Origin of the sequence: Streptomyces sp. GB4-14 (assembly GCF_022696125.1) — a bacterium.
GTDB lineage: Bacteria > Actinomycetota > Actinomycetes > Streptomycetales > Streptomycetaceae > Streptomyces > Streptomyces werraensis.
Genome location: NZ_RZHO01000002.1, coordinates 446751 through 464001, shown reverse-complemented (window position 1 = coordinate 464001; position 17251 = coordinate 446751). Strand labels below are relative to the sequence as shown.

Here is a 17251-nt window from a genome sequence, read left to right as displayed (position 1 = left end):
GATGGCCGGTGATGCCGGCCGGACGCACGCCCTGGAGGCCGTTGCCGGTGCGAAGGACGGTGGGGCGGGCCGGGGCCGGCCCCACCGCGTACGGCGAAGGGGCCGGAAGCCCGGGCTTCCGGCCCCTTCGGGGGTGTGCGTCAGGCGGCGGCCTTCTCGCCGTCGACCAGGGCGTGCAGGCGGTCGAGGACCTCCGTCAGCTGCTCGGCGACCTCGGTGTCGTCCGCCGGGTGGGTCTCGGCGAAGCGGGTCACCGAGCCGGGGATGGCCAGCTTGATGTCCTCGACGACCTTGCCGCCGGCGATGCCCACGGCCTTGCGGGTCTCGTCCTGCGCCCAGACGCCGCCGTACTGGCCGAAGGCGGTGCCGACCACGACGACCGGCTTGCCGCCGATGGCGCCGGCGCCGAACGGCCGGGACAGCCAGTCGATGGCGTTCTTCAGCACGGCCGGGATGGTGCCGTTGTACTCGGGGGTGAAGAGCAGCAGCGCGTCCACGGCCGCGGCGGCCTCGCGCAGCTGGGCGGCGGCGGCCGGCACGCCGCCCTCGACGTCGATGTCCTCGTTGTAGAACGGGATCTCCGCCAGTCCCTCGTGGAGCGCGATCTCGACGCCCTCGGGCGCGAGCTTCACGGCGGCCTCGGCCAGCTGACGGTTGTGCGAACCGGCGCGAAGGCTGCCGACGAGGGCGAGGATGCGAACAGACATGAGGAAACTCCAGGGGGTGGACTATGACCTGAGACACAATGCGGACCGGGGTCCGCTTTGCAGTTGTAGCACTTTAACCGGACCACGGTCCAGTTTCATTCCGGATGCTTTACGCTGGCTTCATGTCCGCCGCGCCCCCGTCCGCACCGACCCCCCAGGAGCCCGTCGAGCCTCCGCAGCTGCTGCAGCTGGGCCTCGGCGACGACGAGCCCTGCCTGCGCGCCGACGCCGCCCGCAACCGGGCCCGGCTGCTGGAGGCTGCCGCGGGACTCGTCGCGGCGCGCGGCGCCGACGCCGTCACCATGGAGGAGGTCGCCGCCGCGGCCGGTGTCGGCAAGGGCACCGTCTTCCGCCGCTTCGGTGACCGCACGGGCCTGCTCATGGCCCTCCTCGACCACGGCGAGAAGAAGCTCCAGGCCGCCTTCCTCAGCGGCCCGCCGCCGCTGGGCCCGGGCGCGCCCCCCGCCGAGCGGCTGCGCGCCTTCGGCCGAGCCGCCCTGCGCCGCACCGTGGAGGACCTGGAGCTCCAGCTCGCGGCCGAACCGGAAGCGGGCCGCCGCTTCACCGTCCCGCCCTACCGGGTGCGGCACCACCATGTCGCGCTGCTGCTGCGCCAGGCGGTCCCGGACGCCGACTGCGACCTCCTCGCCCACACGCTGCTGGCCCAGCTCGACCCCGCCCTGGTCCACCATCTGACGCACCAGTGCGGGATGCCGGCGCGGCGTCTGGAGGACGCCTGGACCGACCTCGTCGACCGGATCACCGGCACCACCGCCTGACCTCCTCGAACGCACCCGCCCGCGTTCTCAACTCCCCCGAATGAAGGGCGCGTTACGGCTTCTGCGAAGATGCCGTACGTCATGGTGCAGATACCGAACCCGCCCGCGCCCCCGACAGACGCACCGACGCGCTCCGTGCCGACGAGCGCGGATGTGGCCCGCCTGGCCGGCGTCTCGCGCGCGACCGTCTCCTACGTGCTGAACAACGCCCGCGCCGTCCGGATCAGCGAGCCCACCCGCCGCCGCGTCCGCGAGGCCGCGCGCGAACTCGGGTACGTCCCCCACGCGGCGGCGCGCAGTCTGCGCGCCGGGCACAGCCGCATGGTCCTGATGCCCGCGCCCGCGTTCCCCGTGGGCCCGCTGTACAGCCGGTTCATCAACGAGCTGCAGGCCGCGCTGAGCCTGCTCGACTACACCGTCGTCCAGTACGGCACCATCGGCGTCCACGACGACGAGGCCGCCCGCGCCTGGGCGGAGCTGCGCCCGGTCGCCGTGCTCGTGCCCGGTTCCGGGCTCGGGCCTCGCGGCGTGGAGGTGCTCAAGCGCTCCGGGGCGCGGGCCGTCGTCACCCTCGGCCCCGAGACCGTGGAGGGCGCGCACGCACTGCTCATGGACCACGACGTCGTCGGGTACAGCGCGGGCGCCCACCTGTTCGACACGGGGCGCCGCCGGATCGGCGTGGTCGTGCCGGGGGAGCGGGGGCTGGACACGTTTTCCGCGCCGCGGCTCGCGGGGGTACGGGCCGCTGTGCGCGGCACGGACGCGACGGTGACCGAGCTGCCGCTCGCCCACGACGAGGAGGCGGCGGCGTCACTCGCCGGGCGCTGGCGGGACCTCGGGCTGGACGCGGTGTTCACGTACAACGACGAGTACGCGATGCTGCTGATGCGGGCGCTGCAGGACGAGGGGGTCCGCATCCCCGAGGAGACGGCGGTGGTCGGCGCGGACGACCTGATGCTGGGGCGGCTTCTGCGGCCTCGGCTCAGCACGGTCCACCTGGAACTGCCGTCCGGCCGGGAACTGGCCGACCTGGTCGACCGAGCGGTCAACGACCCGTCGGCGTCACCGGAGGCGCACAAGGTACTGGGCGCGAGGGTGATCCGCCGGGACTCCACCTGACGCGGCCGTTCACGCGGCGCGCCCGCTGCCGTCGGCCGACCGCGGTCGACCACCGGCAACGGTGCGGTCCGCCCGCCGGCCTCCGCGGACATGTGAGCCGCCCGCCGGCCGGCTGTTGCCGGACGCGGGCACGGGCGGCCGGACCGGAGGGCGGCGCACGTGCGCCTCACCGACGCGGGACCCCTTCGAGGCGCGCCCCTCCAGCCCGGGTGTGGGCCGGGCGCCTCAGGCGCCCTGTCCGCCGCCCTGCTGCTGCGCCTGCTGCTCGGCGATCTGCTGCCGCACCTGGTCCATGTCCAGCTTGCGCGCCTGGCCGATGACGTCCGTCAGTGCGGCCTCCGGCAGGGCGCCCGGCTGGGCGAACACCGCGACCTGGTCACGGACGATCATCAGCGTCGGGATCGACTGGATGTTGAAGGCGGCGGCGAGCTCCGGCTGCGCCTCGGTGTCCACCTTGCCGAACACCAGGTCCGGGTTGGCCTCGGCCGCCTTCTCGTAGACCGGTGCGAACTGCCGGCAGGGGCCGCACCACTCCGCCCAGAAGTCGATCAGCACGAACTCGTTGTCGGTGACCGTCTTGTCGAAGTTCTCCTTGGTGAGTTCGACGGTGGCGCTCATGGCGTGTTCCTCTTCCTGCTGTCGGCTCGGGAGTCGGCACAACACGGCCGACCGGTCACGTATTCCGCGCCCCTACCCATGTGGCCACCCGGCACACCACCCACCAGACTGACGCCATGACGGAAACGCAATCGACGCACACGGAAACGACCGCCTACGACGTCGTGGTGATCGGCGCCGGACCGGTCGGGGAGAACGTCGCCGACCGCACCCGCGCGGCCGGGCTCTCCACGGCGGTGGTGGAGAGCGAACTGGTCGGCGGTGAGTGCTCCTACTGGGCCTGCATGCCCAGCAAGGCCCTGCTGCGCCCGGTCCTCGCCCGGGCCGACGCCCGCCGCCTGCCCGGCCTGAGCGCGTCCGTCCAGGGCCCCCTGGACACCGCCGCCGTGCTCGCCCGCCGCGACTCCTTCACCTCCGGCTGGAAGGACGACGGCCAGGTGCGGTGGCTGGAGGGCACCGGCGCCGACCTGTACCGGGGCCTGGGACGCCTCAGCGGCCCGCGCACCGTCACCGTCACCGGCCCCGACGGCCGAGAGAGCGTCCTCACCGCCCGGCACGCCGTCGCCGTCTGCACCGGCAGCCGGGCCCTCCTCCCCGACCTGCCGGGACTGGACGAGGTCCGCCCCTGGACCAGCCGCGAGGCCACCAGCGCGCCCTCCGCACCCGGCCGGCTGGTCGTGGTGGGCGGCGGTGTCGTCGCCACCGAGATGGCCTGCGCCTGGCAGGCGCTCGGTTCGCAGGTCACCGTCCTGGTGCGCGGCGACGGCCTGCTCGGCCGTATGGAGCCCTTCGCCGGCGAGCTGGTCGCCGAGGCCCTCACCGAGGCCGGCGCCGACGTCCGTACCGGCACCTCCGTGAAGGCCGTGAGCAGGGAGAACGGCGCCGTCGTCGTCCTCACCGGCAGCGGCGACCGGATCGAGGCCGACGAGATCCTCTTCGCCACAGGACGCGCCCCCCGCACCGACGACATCGGCCTGGAGACGATCGGCCTGGAGCCGGGGTCCTGGCTGGACGTGGACGACAGCCTCCGGGTGACCGGCCACGACTGGCTGTACGCCGTCGGCGACGTCAACCACCGCGCCCTGCTGACCCACCAGGGCAAGTACCAGGCGCGCATCGCGGGCGCCGCCATCGTCACCCGTGCGGCGGGCGAGCCGGTGCGGACCGAGAAGTGGGGCGCGCACACCGCCACCGCCGACCACGCGGCCGTCCCGCAGGTCGTCTTCACCGACCCGGAGGCCGCCTCCGTCGGCCTCACCCTCGCCGAGGCCGAGCAGGCCGGCCACCGGGTGCGGGCCGTGGACGTCGACCTGTCGTCGGTGGCGGGCGCGAGCCTGTACGGCGACGGCTACCGGGGCCGGGCCCGCATGGTCGTCGATCTCGAGGACGAGATCGTGCGCGGCGTCACCCTCGTCGGCCCCGGCGTCGGCGAGCTGATCCACGCGGCGACCGTCGCGGTGGCGGGACGCGTCCCGGTCGGCCGGCTGTGGCACGCCGTCCCGTCGTACCCCACGATCAGCGAGGTGTGGCTGCGGCTGCTGGAGGCGTACCGCGACGCCTGACCGGCGCCCATGACCGGACCTCCGGGCGGGCGGGCGCGGCTACGGCAGCTCGAAGCCCAGCGCCCGCGCCGCATCCCCGGCCGTCGGCTGCCCCCAGTACCGGGCAGCCGCCGCGTTGCAGGACAGCGAGCGCAGCTCGGCCCGGTCCAGGTACAGCGTGCCGTCCAGGTGGTCGGTCTCGTGCTGCACGATCCGGGCGGGCCATCCGGTGAACTCCTCGTCCAGCGCCTGACCGCGCTCGTCCTGCGCGGTCAGGCGCACCACCGCGTGCCGCGCCACCACAGCCTGGTAGCCGGGCACGCTCAGACACCCCTCGAAGAACGCGGCGCGCTCCGTGCCGACGGCCTCGTACGCCGGGTTCACCAGCACCCGGAACGGCTGCGGCTCCCGCCCGCGCGCGACCCGTACCTCCTCCGGCACCGGCGCCGGGTCCTCGATCACCGCGATCCGCAGCCCCACCCCCACCTGGGGCGCGGCCAGCCCCACACCGGGTGCCGTGCGCATGGTGACGCGCAACGCCTGCACGAACCGCGCCAGCAGCGCGTCGTCCAGCTGCCCGTCGTACGGCACGGAGGGGCGGCGCAGTACCGGATGTCCGGCGGCGACGATGGGCAACGGCCCCTCTTCGGCGAGAAGTTGCTCGACCCGCTCGGCCAACGGCACGCGATCGCTCGGAGTTTCCATCACGCCAGGATCGCATGACCTCCGCCGTGTGTGTCTCAGCTCACACACCCCTTCCGGGAACTCGACGGCCCCCCGCCCCGACCCCTGCACCGGCACCACCCGTCGAACCCGTCCCCCGGGAGAACACCGCCGATGACCACCACCCCCACGCCAGCCACCGACGACGCCCCCTCAGCCCCCGCCCCCGCACCGGGCAGGAGCGCCTGGACCACCCTCCGCCCGCTCGTCCTGCGCCTGCACTTCTACGCGGGCGTCCTGGTGGCCCCGTTCCTCCTCGTCGCCGCGCTCACCGGCCTGCTGTACGCCGCCTCCTTCCAGGTCGAGAAGGTCCTCTACGCGCACGAGCTGACCGTCCCCGTCGGGGACCGCGAACTGCCCCTCTCCGAGCAGGTCGCCGCCGCCCGCGCCGCTCACCCCGACGGTGAGATCGCCGCCGTACGTCCCTCACCCGAACCGGGCGCCACCGCCAGGGTGCTGCTCTCCGGCGTCCCGGGTGTCGACCCCGGCCACACGCTCGCCGTGTTCGTCGACCCGTACACCGCGCGGGTCCGCGGTGAGCTCGAACAGTACGGATCGACCGGCGCGCTGCCGCTGCGCACCTGGATCGACGAGTTCCACCGCGACCTGCACCTCGGTGAACCGGGGCGTCTCTACAGCGAGTTGGCGGCGAGCTGGCTGTGGGTGATCGCCTGCGGCGGGCTCCTGCTGTGGTTCTCCCGCCGCCGCTCCCAGCGCGGGCTGCGCGGCACCACCGGACGCCGCCGCACCCTCGGTCTGCACGCCGGGGTGGGCGTATGGGCCGCGCTCGGCTTCGTGTTCCTCTCCGCGACGGGTCTGACCTGGTCGGCGTACGCCGGCGCGCACATCGGCGACCTGCGCGCCGCACTGGGTCAGGAGACCCCGGCGGTGGCCGCCACGGCCGGCGAGCACGCGGGCCATGGCACGGCCGGGGGAGCGGGTGGTGACGCGGCGCACGGCGTCGGCCTGGACCGGGTGCTCGCGGCGGCGCGCTCCGAGGGCCTGGACAACCCGGTGGAGATCGTGCCGCCCGCCGACGCGACCTCCGCGTACGTGGTGCGGCAGATCCAGCGGAGCTGGCCGGAGAAGCAGGACGCGGTGGCCGTCGACCCGGGAACGGGACAGATCACCGACGTGCTGCGGTTCGAGGACTACCCGGTCCTCGCCAAGCTCACCCGATGGGGCATCGACCTGCACACCGGCACCCTGTTCGGCCTGGCCAACCAGATCGCCCTGATGCTGCTCGCCCTCGCCCTGATCCTGCTGATCCTGTGGGGCTACCGGCTGTGGTGGCAGCGGGGCCGCGGCTCGGCGTTCGGCCGTCCCGTCCCCCGGGGAGCGTGGCAGCACGTACCGCCGCAGCTGCTCGTCCCGCTGCTCGCGCTGATCGCCGTCCTCGGGTACTTCCTCCCGCTGCTCGGCATCCCTCTGGCGGTCTTCCTCGCCGTCGACGTGGTGCTCGGTGAGATCGCCCACCGCCGCGGCCGCCGGACCTACGGGCCCGCGTCCCGCTGACACGCACGGTGCCCGGCTCCCCGAGGGGAGCCGGGCACCGGTCCGTGCGCGCTCAGATCTCGTCGAAGTCCCCGGCCAGCGCGGCCGCGAGCCGCAGGTGCGGCTGCGCCTCGGCGTCCCGCCCCTGCCGCTGCAGGGTGCGGCCGAGCATCAGACGGGCGTAGTGCTCCACCGGGTCGCGGTCCACGATGATCCGCAGCTCGGCCTCCGCACGGCGCAGCTGGGCCGAGTGGTAGTAGGCGCGGGCGAGCAGCAGACGGGGCCCGGTCTGCTCCGGCACCTCCTCGACCAGGCTGCCCAGGACCCGCGCGGCGGAGTAGTAGTCCTTGGCGTCGAAGAACATCCCCGCGCGCTCCCAGCGCTCGGCGTGCGTTCCGTGGTCGTAGTACGTGGTGTTCACCCGGCACCTCCTTCGCGCCCGACAACCGGCCGGGCCACCCCGGTATTCCCCCTCCCTCCGCACCCCTGGTGACCAGCGGCGCGGCCGTGCAGGATGCGTAGGCCGACCGCACCGACTTCCTCCGGAGGGACCGCGTGACGACCACCGCCGAGCCGATCACCCTGGACGACGTCCGCTCCGCCGCCGCACGCCTGCGCGGCGTCGCCCACCGCACGCCCGTCCTGCGCTCCCGCACCCTGGACGCGCTCGTCGGCGCCGAGGTGCACCTCAAATGCGAGAACTTCCAGCGGGTCGGCGCCTTCAAGTTCCGCGGCGCCTACAACACGGTCTCCCGGCTCACCCCGGACCGGCTGTCGCGGGGCGTGGTCGCCTACTCCTCCGGCAACCACGCCCAGGCCGTCGCCCTCGCGGCCCGCGAGCTGGGCACCACTGCCGTCGTCGTCATGCCGGAGGACGCCCCGCCGTCCAAGCGCGCCGCCACCGAGGGGTACGGCGCGACCGTCGTCGCCTACGACCGCTACACCGGCGACCGCACCGCCGTCGCCGAGTCCCTCGCCGCGGAGCGGGGCCTCACCCTCGTACCGCCCTACGACCACCCCCACGTCATCGCGGGCCAGGGCACCGCCGCGCTCGAACTGGTCGAGGAGACGGGCGAGCTGGGCGCGCTGATCGCGCCGGTCGGCGGCGGGGGACTGATCGCCGGAAGCGCCGTCGCCGTGAAGGGCCTGCACCCGGCGACCCGGGTGATCGGCGTCGAACCGGAGGCCGGGGACGACACCCGGCGCTCCCTGGAGGCGGGCCGGCGCGTCACCGTGCCCGTGCCCCGCACCATCGCCGACGGCCAGGCCGTCCCCACCCCCGGCGAACTGACCTTCGCCGTGAACCGCCGCCTGCTGGACGAGGTCGTGCTGGTCGACGACGAGGCGATCAAGGAGGCGATGCGGTTCGCCTTCACCCGGTTGAAGATCGTCCTCGAACCGAGCGGGGCCACCCCGCTGGCCGCGCTGCTCACCGGCCGCGCGGGCCCGCTCCCGCCCCGCGTCGGCCTGATCCTGTCCGGCGGCAACGTCGACACGGAGCGCTTCGCCCGCCTGTGCGCCCCCGGCGACTGAGCCGGGCGCCCGTGCCTCTCACCCGGATGGCGCCCCCGGGTGGACGGGCGGACGATGAGGGAGCAGGGGCCCGGCCCTCGCCGCACCGGGCCGGTCACCGGAAGGGAGCATGGGCATGCTCGAGGTGAAGACACTGGACAAGCCCGACGAGCGACGTGACTTCCCGAGGGGCCATCTCGAAGCCGTCCACATGACGGGGCTGGACTTCGCGGTCGCCACGTTCGAGCCGGGATGGCGCTGGTCGGAGTCGGTCGGCCCGATCGCCGGCACGGAGTCGTGCGGCATCCACCACAACGGCTACGTGCTCCAGGGCCGTATGCACATCCGCATGGACGACGGCGCGGAGAGCGAGGTGGGCCCCGGCGACGTCTTCGTGTGCCCGCCGGGTCACGACGCGTGGGTCGTCGGCGACGAACAGGTCGTGGTCCACGACTTCGCGGGCGCCATGGCGACGGACTACGCGAAGGCGGACTAGACACCACCGGCGTCTAGTCGAGGTAGTGCGCGCGTCCCTCGTCGTCGAGTTCGAAGGGCCCCGCGGGGATGACGCAGAACTCGTTCCCCTCGGGGTCCGCCATCACCAGGAAGCCTCCGTCCCCGTACCCCTCCAGACGCCGCCCGCCGAGCCCTTCGATCCGGCGCTGTTCGGCGGCCGGGTCGGGGGAGGCGATGTCCACGTGCATGCGGTTCTTGCCGGACTTGGGCGTGTCGGTGCGCTGGAAGCCCAGCGCGAGGTCGTTCTCCCGGCGCAGCCAGACATAGGGGCCCGTGCGGCCCACGACCGGCCTGCCGAGCACCTCCGACCAGAACGCGGCGAGCCGCTCGGGGTCCATGGCGTCGACGATGAGGGCGTTGATCTGTGCTGAGGAATCGGCCATGCCCCGATCTTCTCCCGATACGGCGTGCGGGCGGTCTTGGCGCGGCCCCCGGGCACGGCTAGGGTCCGTTTACAACGTTGTGTGACTGTCTCGCGTGCTCTCGTGGAGGATGCCGATGCCGGGTTCGCGCGCCACCGACCGCTTGTCGATCCGGACGTGGGCGCGAGCCCTGTGCGCCCTGGCGGCGGCGTGGGCCGCGGTCGTCGCCGCCCCGGCCGTGTCCGCCGCCTCCGCCCGGCCGGCCTCGGTCCAGGCGCCCTCCGCGGCCGCCGACGCGGGAACGGACTATGTGGCGCTGGGCAGTTCGTTCGCCGCGGGCCCCGGTGTCCCGCCCCTCCAGTCGAGCGACGGAGCCGACTCCTGTGCGCGGTCGGCCAGCAATTACCCCAGCCTGGTGGCCCGCGAGATCGGCGCGGACCTGACGGACGTGTCGTGCAGCGGCGCGACGACCGGGCACGTGCTGAGGGACCACCAAGGCGCCCGTCCGCCGCAGATCCAGGCCGTGAGCCCGGACACGCGCCTCGTCACGGTCACGATCGGCGGCAACGACGTCAACTACCTCGGCAGCATCAACGCCTACTCCTGCCAGGCGAGCGGCGATTCGGGCTGCCCGACGGTCGATCGCGACACGATCGAACGGACCTTCCCCGAACTCCCCGGCCGGATCGCGGACATCGTGCGCGCGGTCCACGCCGTGGCACCCCAGGCCCGCGTGTACCTGGTCACCTACTTCACCCTGCTGCCGGACTCCGGGACGTGCGCCGTCGCGCCCCTGACCGGCGAACAGGCAGCGTACGAGAGGAACATCGCCGCGCGCCTGGCCGCCGCCACCGCCGACGCGGCCGCCGCGACGGGCGCCACCCTGGTCGACCTGGCGGGCGCGAGCCGCGGCCACGACGCGTGCTCCGCGATTCCGTGGGTGGAGTCGTACCGCCCGGCGCAGGGCCGGTCCACCTACCACCCCAACGAGGCGGGCATGCGGGCGGCGGCCGACCTCGTACAGGCGGCGCTGGCGTCCGGCGGCATGACGCAGACGACAGCCTTCCGCTCCGGCATCCCCGGCAAGTGCGTCGACGTCCGCGGCGCCGCCACCGCCGACGGCACACCCGTCCAGCTCCACACCTGCAACGGCACGGCGGCGCAGCGCTGGACCCACGTCCCCGGCGAGGGCGGCACCCTGCGCGCCCTGGGCCGCTGCCTCGACGTCAGCGGCGGCGGGACCGCCAACGGCACCAGGGTCCAGCTCTGGCACTGCAACGGCACCGGCGCCCAACGCTGGATCCCCGGCCCGGACTCGTCCCTGGTCAACCCCCGGTCGGGCCGCTGCCTGGACGACCCGGGCAGCTCCACCGCGGACGGCACGCAGCTCCAGATCTGGGACTGCAACGGCACGGCCGCCCAGCGCTGGACGCCGGCGGCGGGGCTTCGGCGACTCCAAGGGCTTCGGGGGTAGATCCAGTATCGCCGCCCGCGCCGCCCCGTGTCACCGTTCCGCGGAATGATCTTTACGTCCGATTCGCGCCCTACAGTTGCGGGTGACCAGGACCGCATTACGTCGGGGAGTTGGGAGTGACGCAGGACCTCGCCGCGCTGGCGGCGGAACTCGAGGACACGGCGGCGGCGGACCACCGGGCCGCGGCCAAGGGGTACAGCGACGACCCTGCCGAGCAGTTGGCCTGGCGGCGCCTCACCGCACGTCACGGAGACCGGCTGGGCGAGATCATGGACCAGCACGGCTGGCCCACGGCGGAGCTGGTGGGGGAGGAGGCCGCACGCGCCGCGTGGCTGATCGCCCAGCACGCCGACCGCCAGCTCGGCATCCAGCGACGCGCCCTGCGCCTGATGGAACAGGCGGTCGAGGCCGGCAAGGCGAGCCCGCGCGACCTGGCCTTCCTCCGCGACCGCACGCTCGTCAACGAGGGCCGGAAACAGATCTACGGCACGCAGATCGCCGGGGTGAGGGACGGCTCACCGGTGCCGTGGCCCTGCGAGCACCCCGCTCGCGTGGACGCGCTCCGAGCCGAGGTGGGTATCGAACCCTTCGCCGACCACGTGGCCAGGCACGCCCCGGCGTGACGAGCCCACGGCGCCTCACACCGGCAGCAACCGCCCGACCAGTGCGTCCAGTTGCCGTACGTTCCTGCACTCCCGCATGTCCGCCAGCTCCGCGTACGCCGGGGCGGCGGAGTCGCCCGTGCCCCAGAGGGTGCGGGGTTCGGGGTTGAGCCAGTGGACGCGGCGGGCGCGGCGGGTGAGGTCGCGGAGGGCGGGGAGGCCGGGGTCGGCCATGTTGGTGCGGGCGTCGCCGAGGACGAACACCGTGGTGCGCGGGCCGACGGCGTCCGCGTACCGGCCGGTGAACTCGCCCAGCGCGGCGCCGTAGTCGCTGCTCTCGTGCCAGGCGGTGAGCCGGGCCTCCGCGCGGATGCGGGCGTTCAGGCCATCCGGGTCGGCGGCCCCGTGGACCAGCAGGCCGGTCACCTCGTCGACGCGGTTGACGAAGGCGAACACCCGCACCTTGGAGAACTGGTCGTGCAGCGCCTGCACCAGCAGCATCGTGAAGTCGGAGAACCCGGCCACCGAGCCCGACACGTCGCACAGCAGCACCAGTTCGGGCCGGGCGGGCCGGCGCCTGCGAAGGACGGGCTGTACCGGCACCCCGCCCGTCGACAGGGAGCCGCGCAGCGTCCTGCGCAGGTCGATGGCGCCCCGCGCGGCCCTGCGGCGGCGTGCGGCGAGCCGGGTCGCCAGCTTACGGGCGAGCGGCTGGACCGTCCGGCGCATCTCGGCCAGCCGGTCCTTGCCCGCGAGCAGGAAGTCGATCCGGTCGGCGGTCGGCGGGAGCGCGCGGCGGGCTGTCTCGTCCCGGCCACGGCGTTCGGCGGCCCGGCGCCGCGCCTCCGCGGTGACCAGCCGACGGAACTCCTCGATGCGGCGCCGGATCTCGTCCTCGAGGAGCCGGTCGGCGAAGCTCCCCGACCCGTCCCGCCCGCGCACCTCGTCCCGCACCCGCGCCAGCAGCGTCTGCGGGCGCAGCCGGTCCAGCGTCTGGTACGACGACCAGCCGTCCGAGCCGGGCGAACCGCCGTACCCGCCGAAGCCGTCGACCGCCTCCACCGCCAGCCGGGCCAGCGCCGCCGTGTCGTTCGCGGCGAGCGCCTGCGCCAGCCGGGCGCGGAGCTCCTCGCGGTCCGCGTCACCGCCGGCCGCGGGAACGCCCACCCCGCGCGGGAAGTACAGGTCGAAGACCGCGTCGAACACCGGGCGTCCGCCGGCGCCGTGCAGGAGGGTCGCCGCCAGGCCCTCCCGGAGCAGTTCCCGGTCGGCGAGACCGAGCGCCTCCACGGCGCGCGCCGCGTCCACGGTCTCCCCGGTGCCGATCCGCAGCCCGTGCGCGCGCAGCGCGTCGACCAGACCGGTCAGCCGGGTCACCAGATCCGTGTCCGCGAGGTCCGTGTGCGCGGCGGCCGTCACAGCGCGTCCAGGTCGAGCTTGGCCGCCGCCTTCTGGATGTCGTCCTGGTGCTTGAGGACCACGCCCAGACTGTCCCGTACGACCGTCTCGTCGAGCGTGCTCGCGCCGAGCGCCAGCAGGGTGCGCGCCCAGTCGACGGTCTCGGCGACCGAGGGCGCCTTGCGCAGGTCCATCGCGCGCAGCGCCCCCACCACCCGCACCACGGACTCGGCCAGCGCCGCGTCCACGCCCGGTACCTTCAGCCGGACGATCCGCCGCTCCAGCTCCGCGTCGGGGAAGCCGATGTGCAGGAACAGGCAGCGGCGGCGCAGCGCCTCGGACAGTTCCCGGGTGGCGTTGGAGGTGAGGACGGTGAACGGCCGGCGGGTCGCGGTGACCGTGCCCAGCTCGGGCACCGTCACCTGGAAGTCGCCGAGCACCTCCAGCAGCAGCCCTTCGATCTCGACGTCCGCCTTGTCGGTCTCGTCGATCAGCAGCACCTTGGGGTCGTCGCCCCGGATCGCGGTGAGCAGCGGGCGGGGCAGCAGGAACTCCTCGCTGAAGATGTCCGTGCGGGCCTCGTCCCAGGTCTCACCGCGCCCCGCGCTGATCCGCAGCAGCTGCTTGGCGTGGTTCCACTCGTACAGCGCGCGCGACTCGTCCACGCCCTCGTAGCACTGCAGGCGCACCAGCCGGGCGTCACAGGCGCGGGCGACGGCCTTGGCCAGCTCGGTCTTGCCCACCCCGGCGGGGCCCTCCACCAGCAGCGGCTTGCCGAGCCGGGCGGCGAGGAAGACGGTGGTGGCGACCGCGGGCGAGGCCAGATAGCCGGTCTCGGCGAGGCGTGCGGAGACGTCGTCGACGGAAGTGAACAACTGCGGCCTCCGGCTGGGCGCGGGAACGACGGTGTGCGGGCACTCCGTGGAGCCCGGAGACCTATCTAAGCGCTTGCTCAACCCGTCTGTCACGCGTTCGCGCCCACCGCCCGCACCGCCGGGGTGCACGGCACGCGCCGCGCCGTGATCAGGGGGATCATGCAGCCGCAGCCGCAGCCGCAGCCGCAGCCGCAGCCGCAGCCGCAGCCGGACCGCGAGCAGCGCCGCGCCCGCCGAGGCGACCGGTGTGACGGCGACCGGTGTGACACCGATGCCGACGCCCCTCAGCTCCGTCCCCTCGACCCCTGCGACTCCCGCGTCCGGCCTTTCCGGACCCGCCGGCACTGCGCCGGCCTCGGTCTGCCGCAGCCGGACGGCCCGGTCACCGCCGTGGACGTGCCCCGCGCCAGGCCTGGCGTCACCCCGTCGAGCGCGGGCACGGCGCTGTCCGCCGTCCCGTACGAGACGTGGTGACCTTGAGCGGGCGCAGCGACTCGGCGGCCGGTTCCGCGCGCGGGTCGAGCCGCACCCCTGGCGGACCACCGTCATCTCCTCCGTCGGGCACGCCCTGTGCCCCGAGGGCACGTAGCGACATCCCTCCGGCGGTGGTTCACCGGACCAGGACGACCTCCAGGGTCCGCGGTCCGTGCACGCCCTCCACCCGGTCCAGCTCGATGTCGCTGGTCGCGGAGGGTCCGGAGATCCACGTCAACGGGCGGGCGGGGTCGAGGCGTTCGAGGGCCTGCGGCACGGACGCCACCACCTGGCCTGGGACGCGCACCACGCAGATGTGGTGGTCGGGGATCAGGCTGATCCGGCGCCGGCCCTGGTCGGGGGAGCCGTCCAGCACGATCGTGCCGGTCTCGGCGACCGCCACGGCGCAGCCGGTGACGACGCTGTCCACCTGGTCCAGTTCGTGCGGAGTGCTCGTCGCCTCGTCCCGCACCCGTGTCACCTCGGCCGCCGCGAGCCAGCCCTCGTCGAGGCCGGACGGCACGAGCACGGTCGACGCGCCCCGCGCCGCCAGGAGGTCCGCCACGACCCTTGGCAGCGAGCCCTGGTCGGTCCGGTGCACGACCGCCCGGTAGTCCGCCAGGTTCTCCGCCAGCAGGTCCACCGTCTCCTCGACGGTCCGCTCCCCGTGCTCGCGCAGATAGTCACGCTCGACCGGCCCGTCCTCACCCCGCGGCACGTCCGCCAGCGCCCGGCGCACCCGGCCCAGGATCCGCTCCCTGCTGCTCACGCTCCACCGTCCTTCCCGCCGCGCGTCCGCTGCCACCAGTCCCGGAAGGGCTCCGCCGGCACCGGCGGCAGGTCCCGGGTGCCGCTCCACGCCCTGCCCGGCCCCGGCAGGGTGCGCGGATGCAGCCGCCGCGTGCGCGACGCGAGCCGCTGCCCGGTGCGCAGCGCGCCGGGACGGGTGAGCGCCCAGCGGGCCGCGCGCATCGCCGCCCGCTCGGCCGCGTGGCCCTTCGCGGGCCGCAGCCGCACCTTGCTGCCCTCGCGGACGGCCTCGCCGCCCTCCACCACCCGCTCCCGCAGATGCACCAGCACCTCGGGGATGTCGATGGCGACCGGGCACACCTCGTAGCAGGCTCCGCACAGCGACGAGGCGTACGGCAGGGAGGCGTCGATATCGCTGCCGGTGCCCCGGAGCTGGGGGCTGAGGATGGCGCCGATCGGGCCGGGATAGACCGAGCCGTACGCGTGCCCGCCGGCCCGCTCGTACACCGGGCAGACGTTCAGACAGGCGGAGCAGCGGATGCAGCGCAGCGCCTGCCGGCCCACCTCGTCGGCGAGGGTGTCGGTGCGGCCGTTGTCCAGCAGGACGAGGTGGAAGGAGCGCGGACCGTCCCCGTCCGTCGTCCCGGTCCACATCGAGGTGTACGGGTTCATCCGCTCGGCCGTGGAGGACCGGGGTAGGGTCTGCAGGAACACCTCCAGGTCCTGCCAGGTCGGCACGATCTTCTCGATGCCCACCACCGAGATCAGCGTCTCCGGCAGGGTCAGGCACATCCGCCCGTTGCCCTCGGACTCCACCACGACGAGCGTGCCGCTCTCGGCGACCATGAAGTTGGCGCCGGAGATGCCGACCTTGGCGCGCAGGAACTTCTCGCGCAGATGCAGCCGCGCCGCCTCCGCGAGGTCGGCGGGCGTGTCCGTGAGCCCTTCGGGGGCCGGGCGGCCCCACTCGCCCATCTCCCGGGTGAAGATGTCGCGGATCTCCCCGCGGTTGCGGTGGATCGCCGGGACCAGGATGTGCGACGGCCGGTCCTCGCCCAACTGCACGATCAGCTCGGCGAGATCGGTCTCGTAGGCGTGGATGCCCTGCGCCTCCAGCGCCTCGTTCAGGGCGATCTCCTGCGTCGCCATCGACTTGACCTTGACGACCTCCCTCTCGCCGGTCGCCTTCACCAGCTCGGACACGATCCGGTTCGCCTCGTCGGCGTCGGCAGCCCAGTGGACGACACCGCCCGCCGCGGTCACCGACTCCTCCAACTGCACCAGGTACCGGTCCAGATGACGCAGCGTGCGGTCCTTGATCCGCTTGCCCGCCTGCCGAAGCCGCTCCCAGTCGTCCAGCTCCGCGACCGCCCGTGCCCGCTTGGCGCGGATGGTGTGCGTGGCGTGCCGCAGATTGCCGCGCAGGGTGGTGTCCCGGACCGCCTCCCGGGCCGCCACGGGGAAAGCGGGCATACCGACGAACGTTCCGCTCATACGGCCGGGTCCTCCTCCGTGCTCGCCAGGATCTCCGCGATGTGCACCGGCCGCATGCCGGTCCGCAGCCGTGTCATCGTGCCGCCGATGTGCATCAGACAGGAGTTGTCCGCCGCGCACAGCACCTCCGCGCCCGTCGACTCGGCGTTGCGCACCTTGTCCGCGCCCATCGCCGCCGACACATCGGCGTTCTTCAGCGCGAACGTGCCGCCGAACCCGCAGCACTCGTCCGCGCCCGGCAGCTCCACCAGCTCCAGCCCCTTCACCGCGCGCAGCAGCCGCAGCGGCCGCTCGCCCAGCCCGAGCGAGCGCAGCCCGTGACAGGTCGGGTGGTACGTCACCCGGTGCGGGTAGTACGCCCCGACGTCCGTCACCTCCAGCACGTCCGCCAGGAACTCGGTGAGTTCGTACGTCTTCGGCACCACCGGCGCCAGCACCGTCGCCAGACCGTCCCCGCGCCCCTCGGAGCGGGCCCGCTCACCCATGCGTGGGTACAGCTCCCGCACCATCGCCCCGCACGACCCGGACGGCGTCACGATCGCGTCGTAGTCGCGGAAGACGTCCGCGAAGTGACGGGCCATGGGCTCCGTCTCGTGCCGGTACCCGGTGTTGTAGTGGGCCTGGCCGCAGCAGGTCTGCGCCTCGGGGAAGTCGACGTCGACGCCCAGCCGGGTGAGCAGCTTCACCACGGCGCGGCCGGTGTCGGGATAGAGCGTGTCGTTGACGCAGGTCAGGAACAGGGCGACACGCATCGCGGCTCCTCGTCCGGTCGATCTTCGGATGATGGGCAGGGTAGTGCGGGTCCGGGCGCCG

General features: G+C 74.0%; 18 protein-coding genes. 8 read left to right on the top strand and 10 right to left on the bottom strand.

All coding sequences use genetic code 11. From position 1 onward, the window contains the following. Positions 1–140 precede the first annotated feature (140 nt). On the bottom strand, positions 141–707 hold the full coding sequence (locus ELQ39_RS03310; RefSeq protein ID WP_190001913.1) for an NAD(P)H-dependent oxidoreductase: 567 nt from the start codon (positions 705–707) through the stop codon (positions 141–143). Positions 708–829: 122 nt separating this feature from the next. On the opposite strand from ELQ39_RS03310, the gene ELQ39_RS03305 reads away from it, so the two are divergent. Both ELQ39_RS03305 and ELQ39_RS03300 read left to right on the top strand, forming a co-directional pair. Continuing rightward, positions 830–1486 carry a TetR/AcrR family transcriptional regulator gene (locus ELQ39_RS03305; RefSeq protein ID WP_225628105.1) on the top strand — a complete coding sequence of 219 codons (657 nt, stop codon included), beginning with the start codon at positions 830–832 and terminating at the stop codon, positions 1484–1486. 81 nt (positions 1487–1567) lie between these two features. Further along, complete coding sequence (locus ELQ39_RS03300; RefSeq protein WP_242590927.1) at positions 1568–2605, top strand: LacI family DNA-binding transcriptional regulator; 1038 nt, start codon at positions 1568–1570, stop codon at positions 2603–2605. Between the two features lie 225 nt (positions 2606–2830). On the opposite strand, the gene trxA is transcribed toward ELQ39_RS03300, so the two are convergent. After that, on the bottom strand, positions 2831–3223 hold the full coding sequence (trxA, locus tag ELQ39_RS03295) for a thioredoxin (RefSeq protein WP_190001916.1): 393 nt from the start codon (positions 3221–3223) through the stop codon (positions 2831–2833). Between the two features lie 116 nt (positions 3224–3339). Here trxA and ELQ39_RS03290 point away from each other — a divergent pair, with 116 nt between their 5' ends. Beyond that, the gene (locus ELQ39_RS03290) at positions 3340–4785 is read left to right on the top strand and encodes a dihydrolipoyl dehydrogenase family protein (protein ID WP_242590926.1); all 1446 of its coding nucleotides are present in this window, start codon (positions 3340–3342) and stop codon (positions 4783–4785) included. Between the two features lie 39 nt (positions 4786–4824). Here the strand turns inward: ELQ39_RS03290 and ELQ39_RS03285 are convergent, their stop codons facing one another. Next, a complete protein-coding gene (locus ELQ39_RS03285; RefSeq protein ID WP_242590925.1) occupies positions 4825–5469 on the bottom strand; it encodes a peptide deformylase in 645 nt (214 codons plus the stop codon). Between the two features lie 132 nt (positions 5470–5601). Here ELQ39_RS03285 and ELQ39_RS03280 point away from each other — a divergent pair, with 132 nt between their 5' ends. Beyond that, positions 5602–7002, top strand: coding sequence for a PepSY-associated TM helix domain-containing protein (locus ELQ39_RS03280; protein WP_242590924.1), 1401 nt, complete (start codon positions 5602–5604; stop codon positions 7000–7002). A 52-nt stretch (positions 7003–7054) separates the two neighbouring features. Here the strand turns inward: ELQ39_RS03280 and ELQ39_RS03275 are convergent, their stop codons facing one another. Further along, positions 7055–7402: a tetratricopeptide repeat protein gene (locus ELQ39_RS03275; RefSeq protein ID WP_190001920.1), complete on the bottom strand. Its 348-nt coding sequence runs from the start codon at positions 7400–7402 to the stop codon at positions 7055–7057. Between the two features lie 134 nt (positions 7403–7536). Between ELQ39_RS03275 and ELQ39_RS03270 the strand changes: the two genes are divergently transcribed. Then, positions 7537–8514: a threonine ammonia-lyase gene (locus tag ELQ39_RS03270; RefSeq protein ID WP_242590923.1), complete on the top strand. Its 978-nt coding sequence runs from the start codon at positions 7537–7539 to the stop codon at positions 8512–8514. 115 nt (positions 8515–8629) lie between these two features. Continuing rightward, complete coding sequence (locus ELQ39_RS03265) at positions 8630–8989, top strand: cupin domain-containing protein (RefSeq protein ID WP_086704124.1); 360 nt, start codon at positions 8630–8632, stop codon at positions 8987–8989. Positions 8990–9002: 13 nt separating this feature from the next. On the opposite strand, the gene ELQ39_RS03260 is transcribed toward ELQ39_RS03265, so the two are convergent. Beyond that, positions 9003–9392 carry a VOC family protein gene (locus ELQ39_RS03260; protein ID WP_242590922.1) on the bottom strand — a complete coding sequence of 130 codons (390 nt, stop codon included), beginning with the start codon at positions 9390–9392 and terminating at the stop codon, positions 9003–9005. A 115-nt stretch (positions 9393–9507) separates the two neighbouring features. Here ELQ39_RS03260 and ELQ39_RS03255 point away from each other — a divergent pair, with 115 nt between their 5' ends. After that, positions 9508–10845 carry a ricin-type beta-trefoil lectin domain protein gene (locus ELQ39_RS03255; protein ID WP_242590921.1) on the top strand — a complete coding sequence of 446 codons (1338 nt, stop codon included), beginning with the start codon at positions 9508–9510 and terminating at the stop codon, positions 10843–10845. A 116-nt stretch (positions 10846–10961) separates the two neighbouring features. Further along, the gene (locus ELQ39_RS03250) at positions 10962–11468 is read left to right on the top strand and encodes a DUF6624 domain-containing protein (RefSeq protein WP_242590920.1); all 507 of its coding nucleotides are present in this window, start codon (positions 10962–10964) and stop codon (positions 11466–11468) included. A 15-nt stretch (positions 11469–11483) separates the two neighbouring features. On the opposite strand, the gene ELQ39_RS03245 is transcribed toward ELQ39_RS03250, so the two are convergent. From ELQ39_RS03245 to ELQ39_RS03225, 5 genes are all read right to left on the bottom strand, one after another. Further along, complete coding sequence (locus tag ELQ39_RS03245; protein WP_242590919.1) at positions 11484–12866, bottom strand: vWA domain-containing protein; 1383 nt, start codon at positions 12864–12866, stop codon at positions 11484–11486. Continuing rightward, the gene (locus ELQ39_RS03240; RefSeq protein WP_189900365.1) at positions 12863–13720 is read right to left on the bottom strand and encodes an AAA family ATPase; all 858 of its coding nucleotides are present in this window, start codon (positions 13718–13720) and stop codon (positions 12863–12865) included. Before ELQ39_RS03240 ends, ELQ39_RS03245 begins: the two co-directional genes overlap by 4 nt. 610 nt (positions 13721–14330) lie before the next feature. Continuing rightward, positions 14331–14963: a LutC/YkgG family protein gene (locus tag ELQ39_RS03235; RefSeq protein ID WP_242590918.1), complete on the bottom strand. Its 633-nt coding sequence runs from the start codon at positions 14961–14963 to the stop codon at positions 14331–14333. Then, a complete protein-coding gene (locus ELQ39_RS03230; RefSeq protein WP_242590917.1) occupies positions 14960–16438 on the bottom strand; it encodes a LutB/LldF family L-lactate oxidation iron-sulfur protein in 1479 nt (492 codons plus the stop codon). Before ELQ39_RS03230 ends, ELQ39_RS03235 begins: the two co-directional genes overlap by 4 nt. Next, positions 16435–17190: a (Fe-S)-binding protein gene (locus tag ELQ39_RS03225; protein WP_225628094.1), complete on the bottom strand. Its 756-nt coding sequence runs from the start codon at positions 17188–17190 to the stop codon at positions 16435–16437. The genes ELQ39_RS03230 and ELQ39_RS03225 overlap by 4 nt, the downstream gene beginning before the upstream one ends. Between the last annotated feature and the right edge of the window lie 61 nt (positions 17191–17251).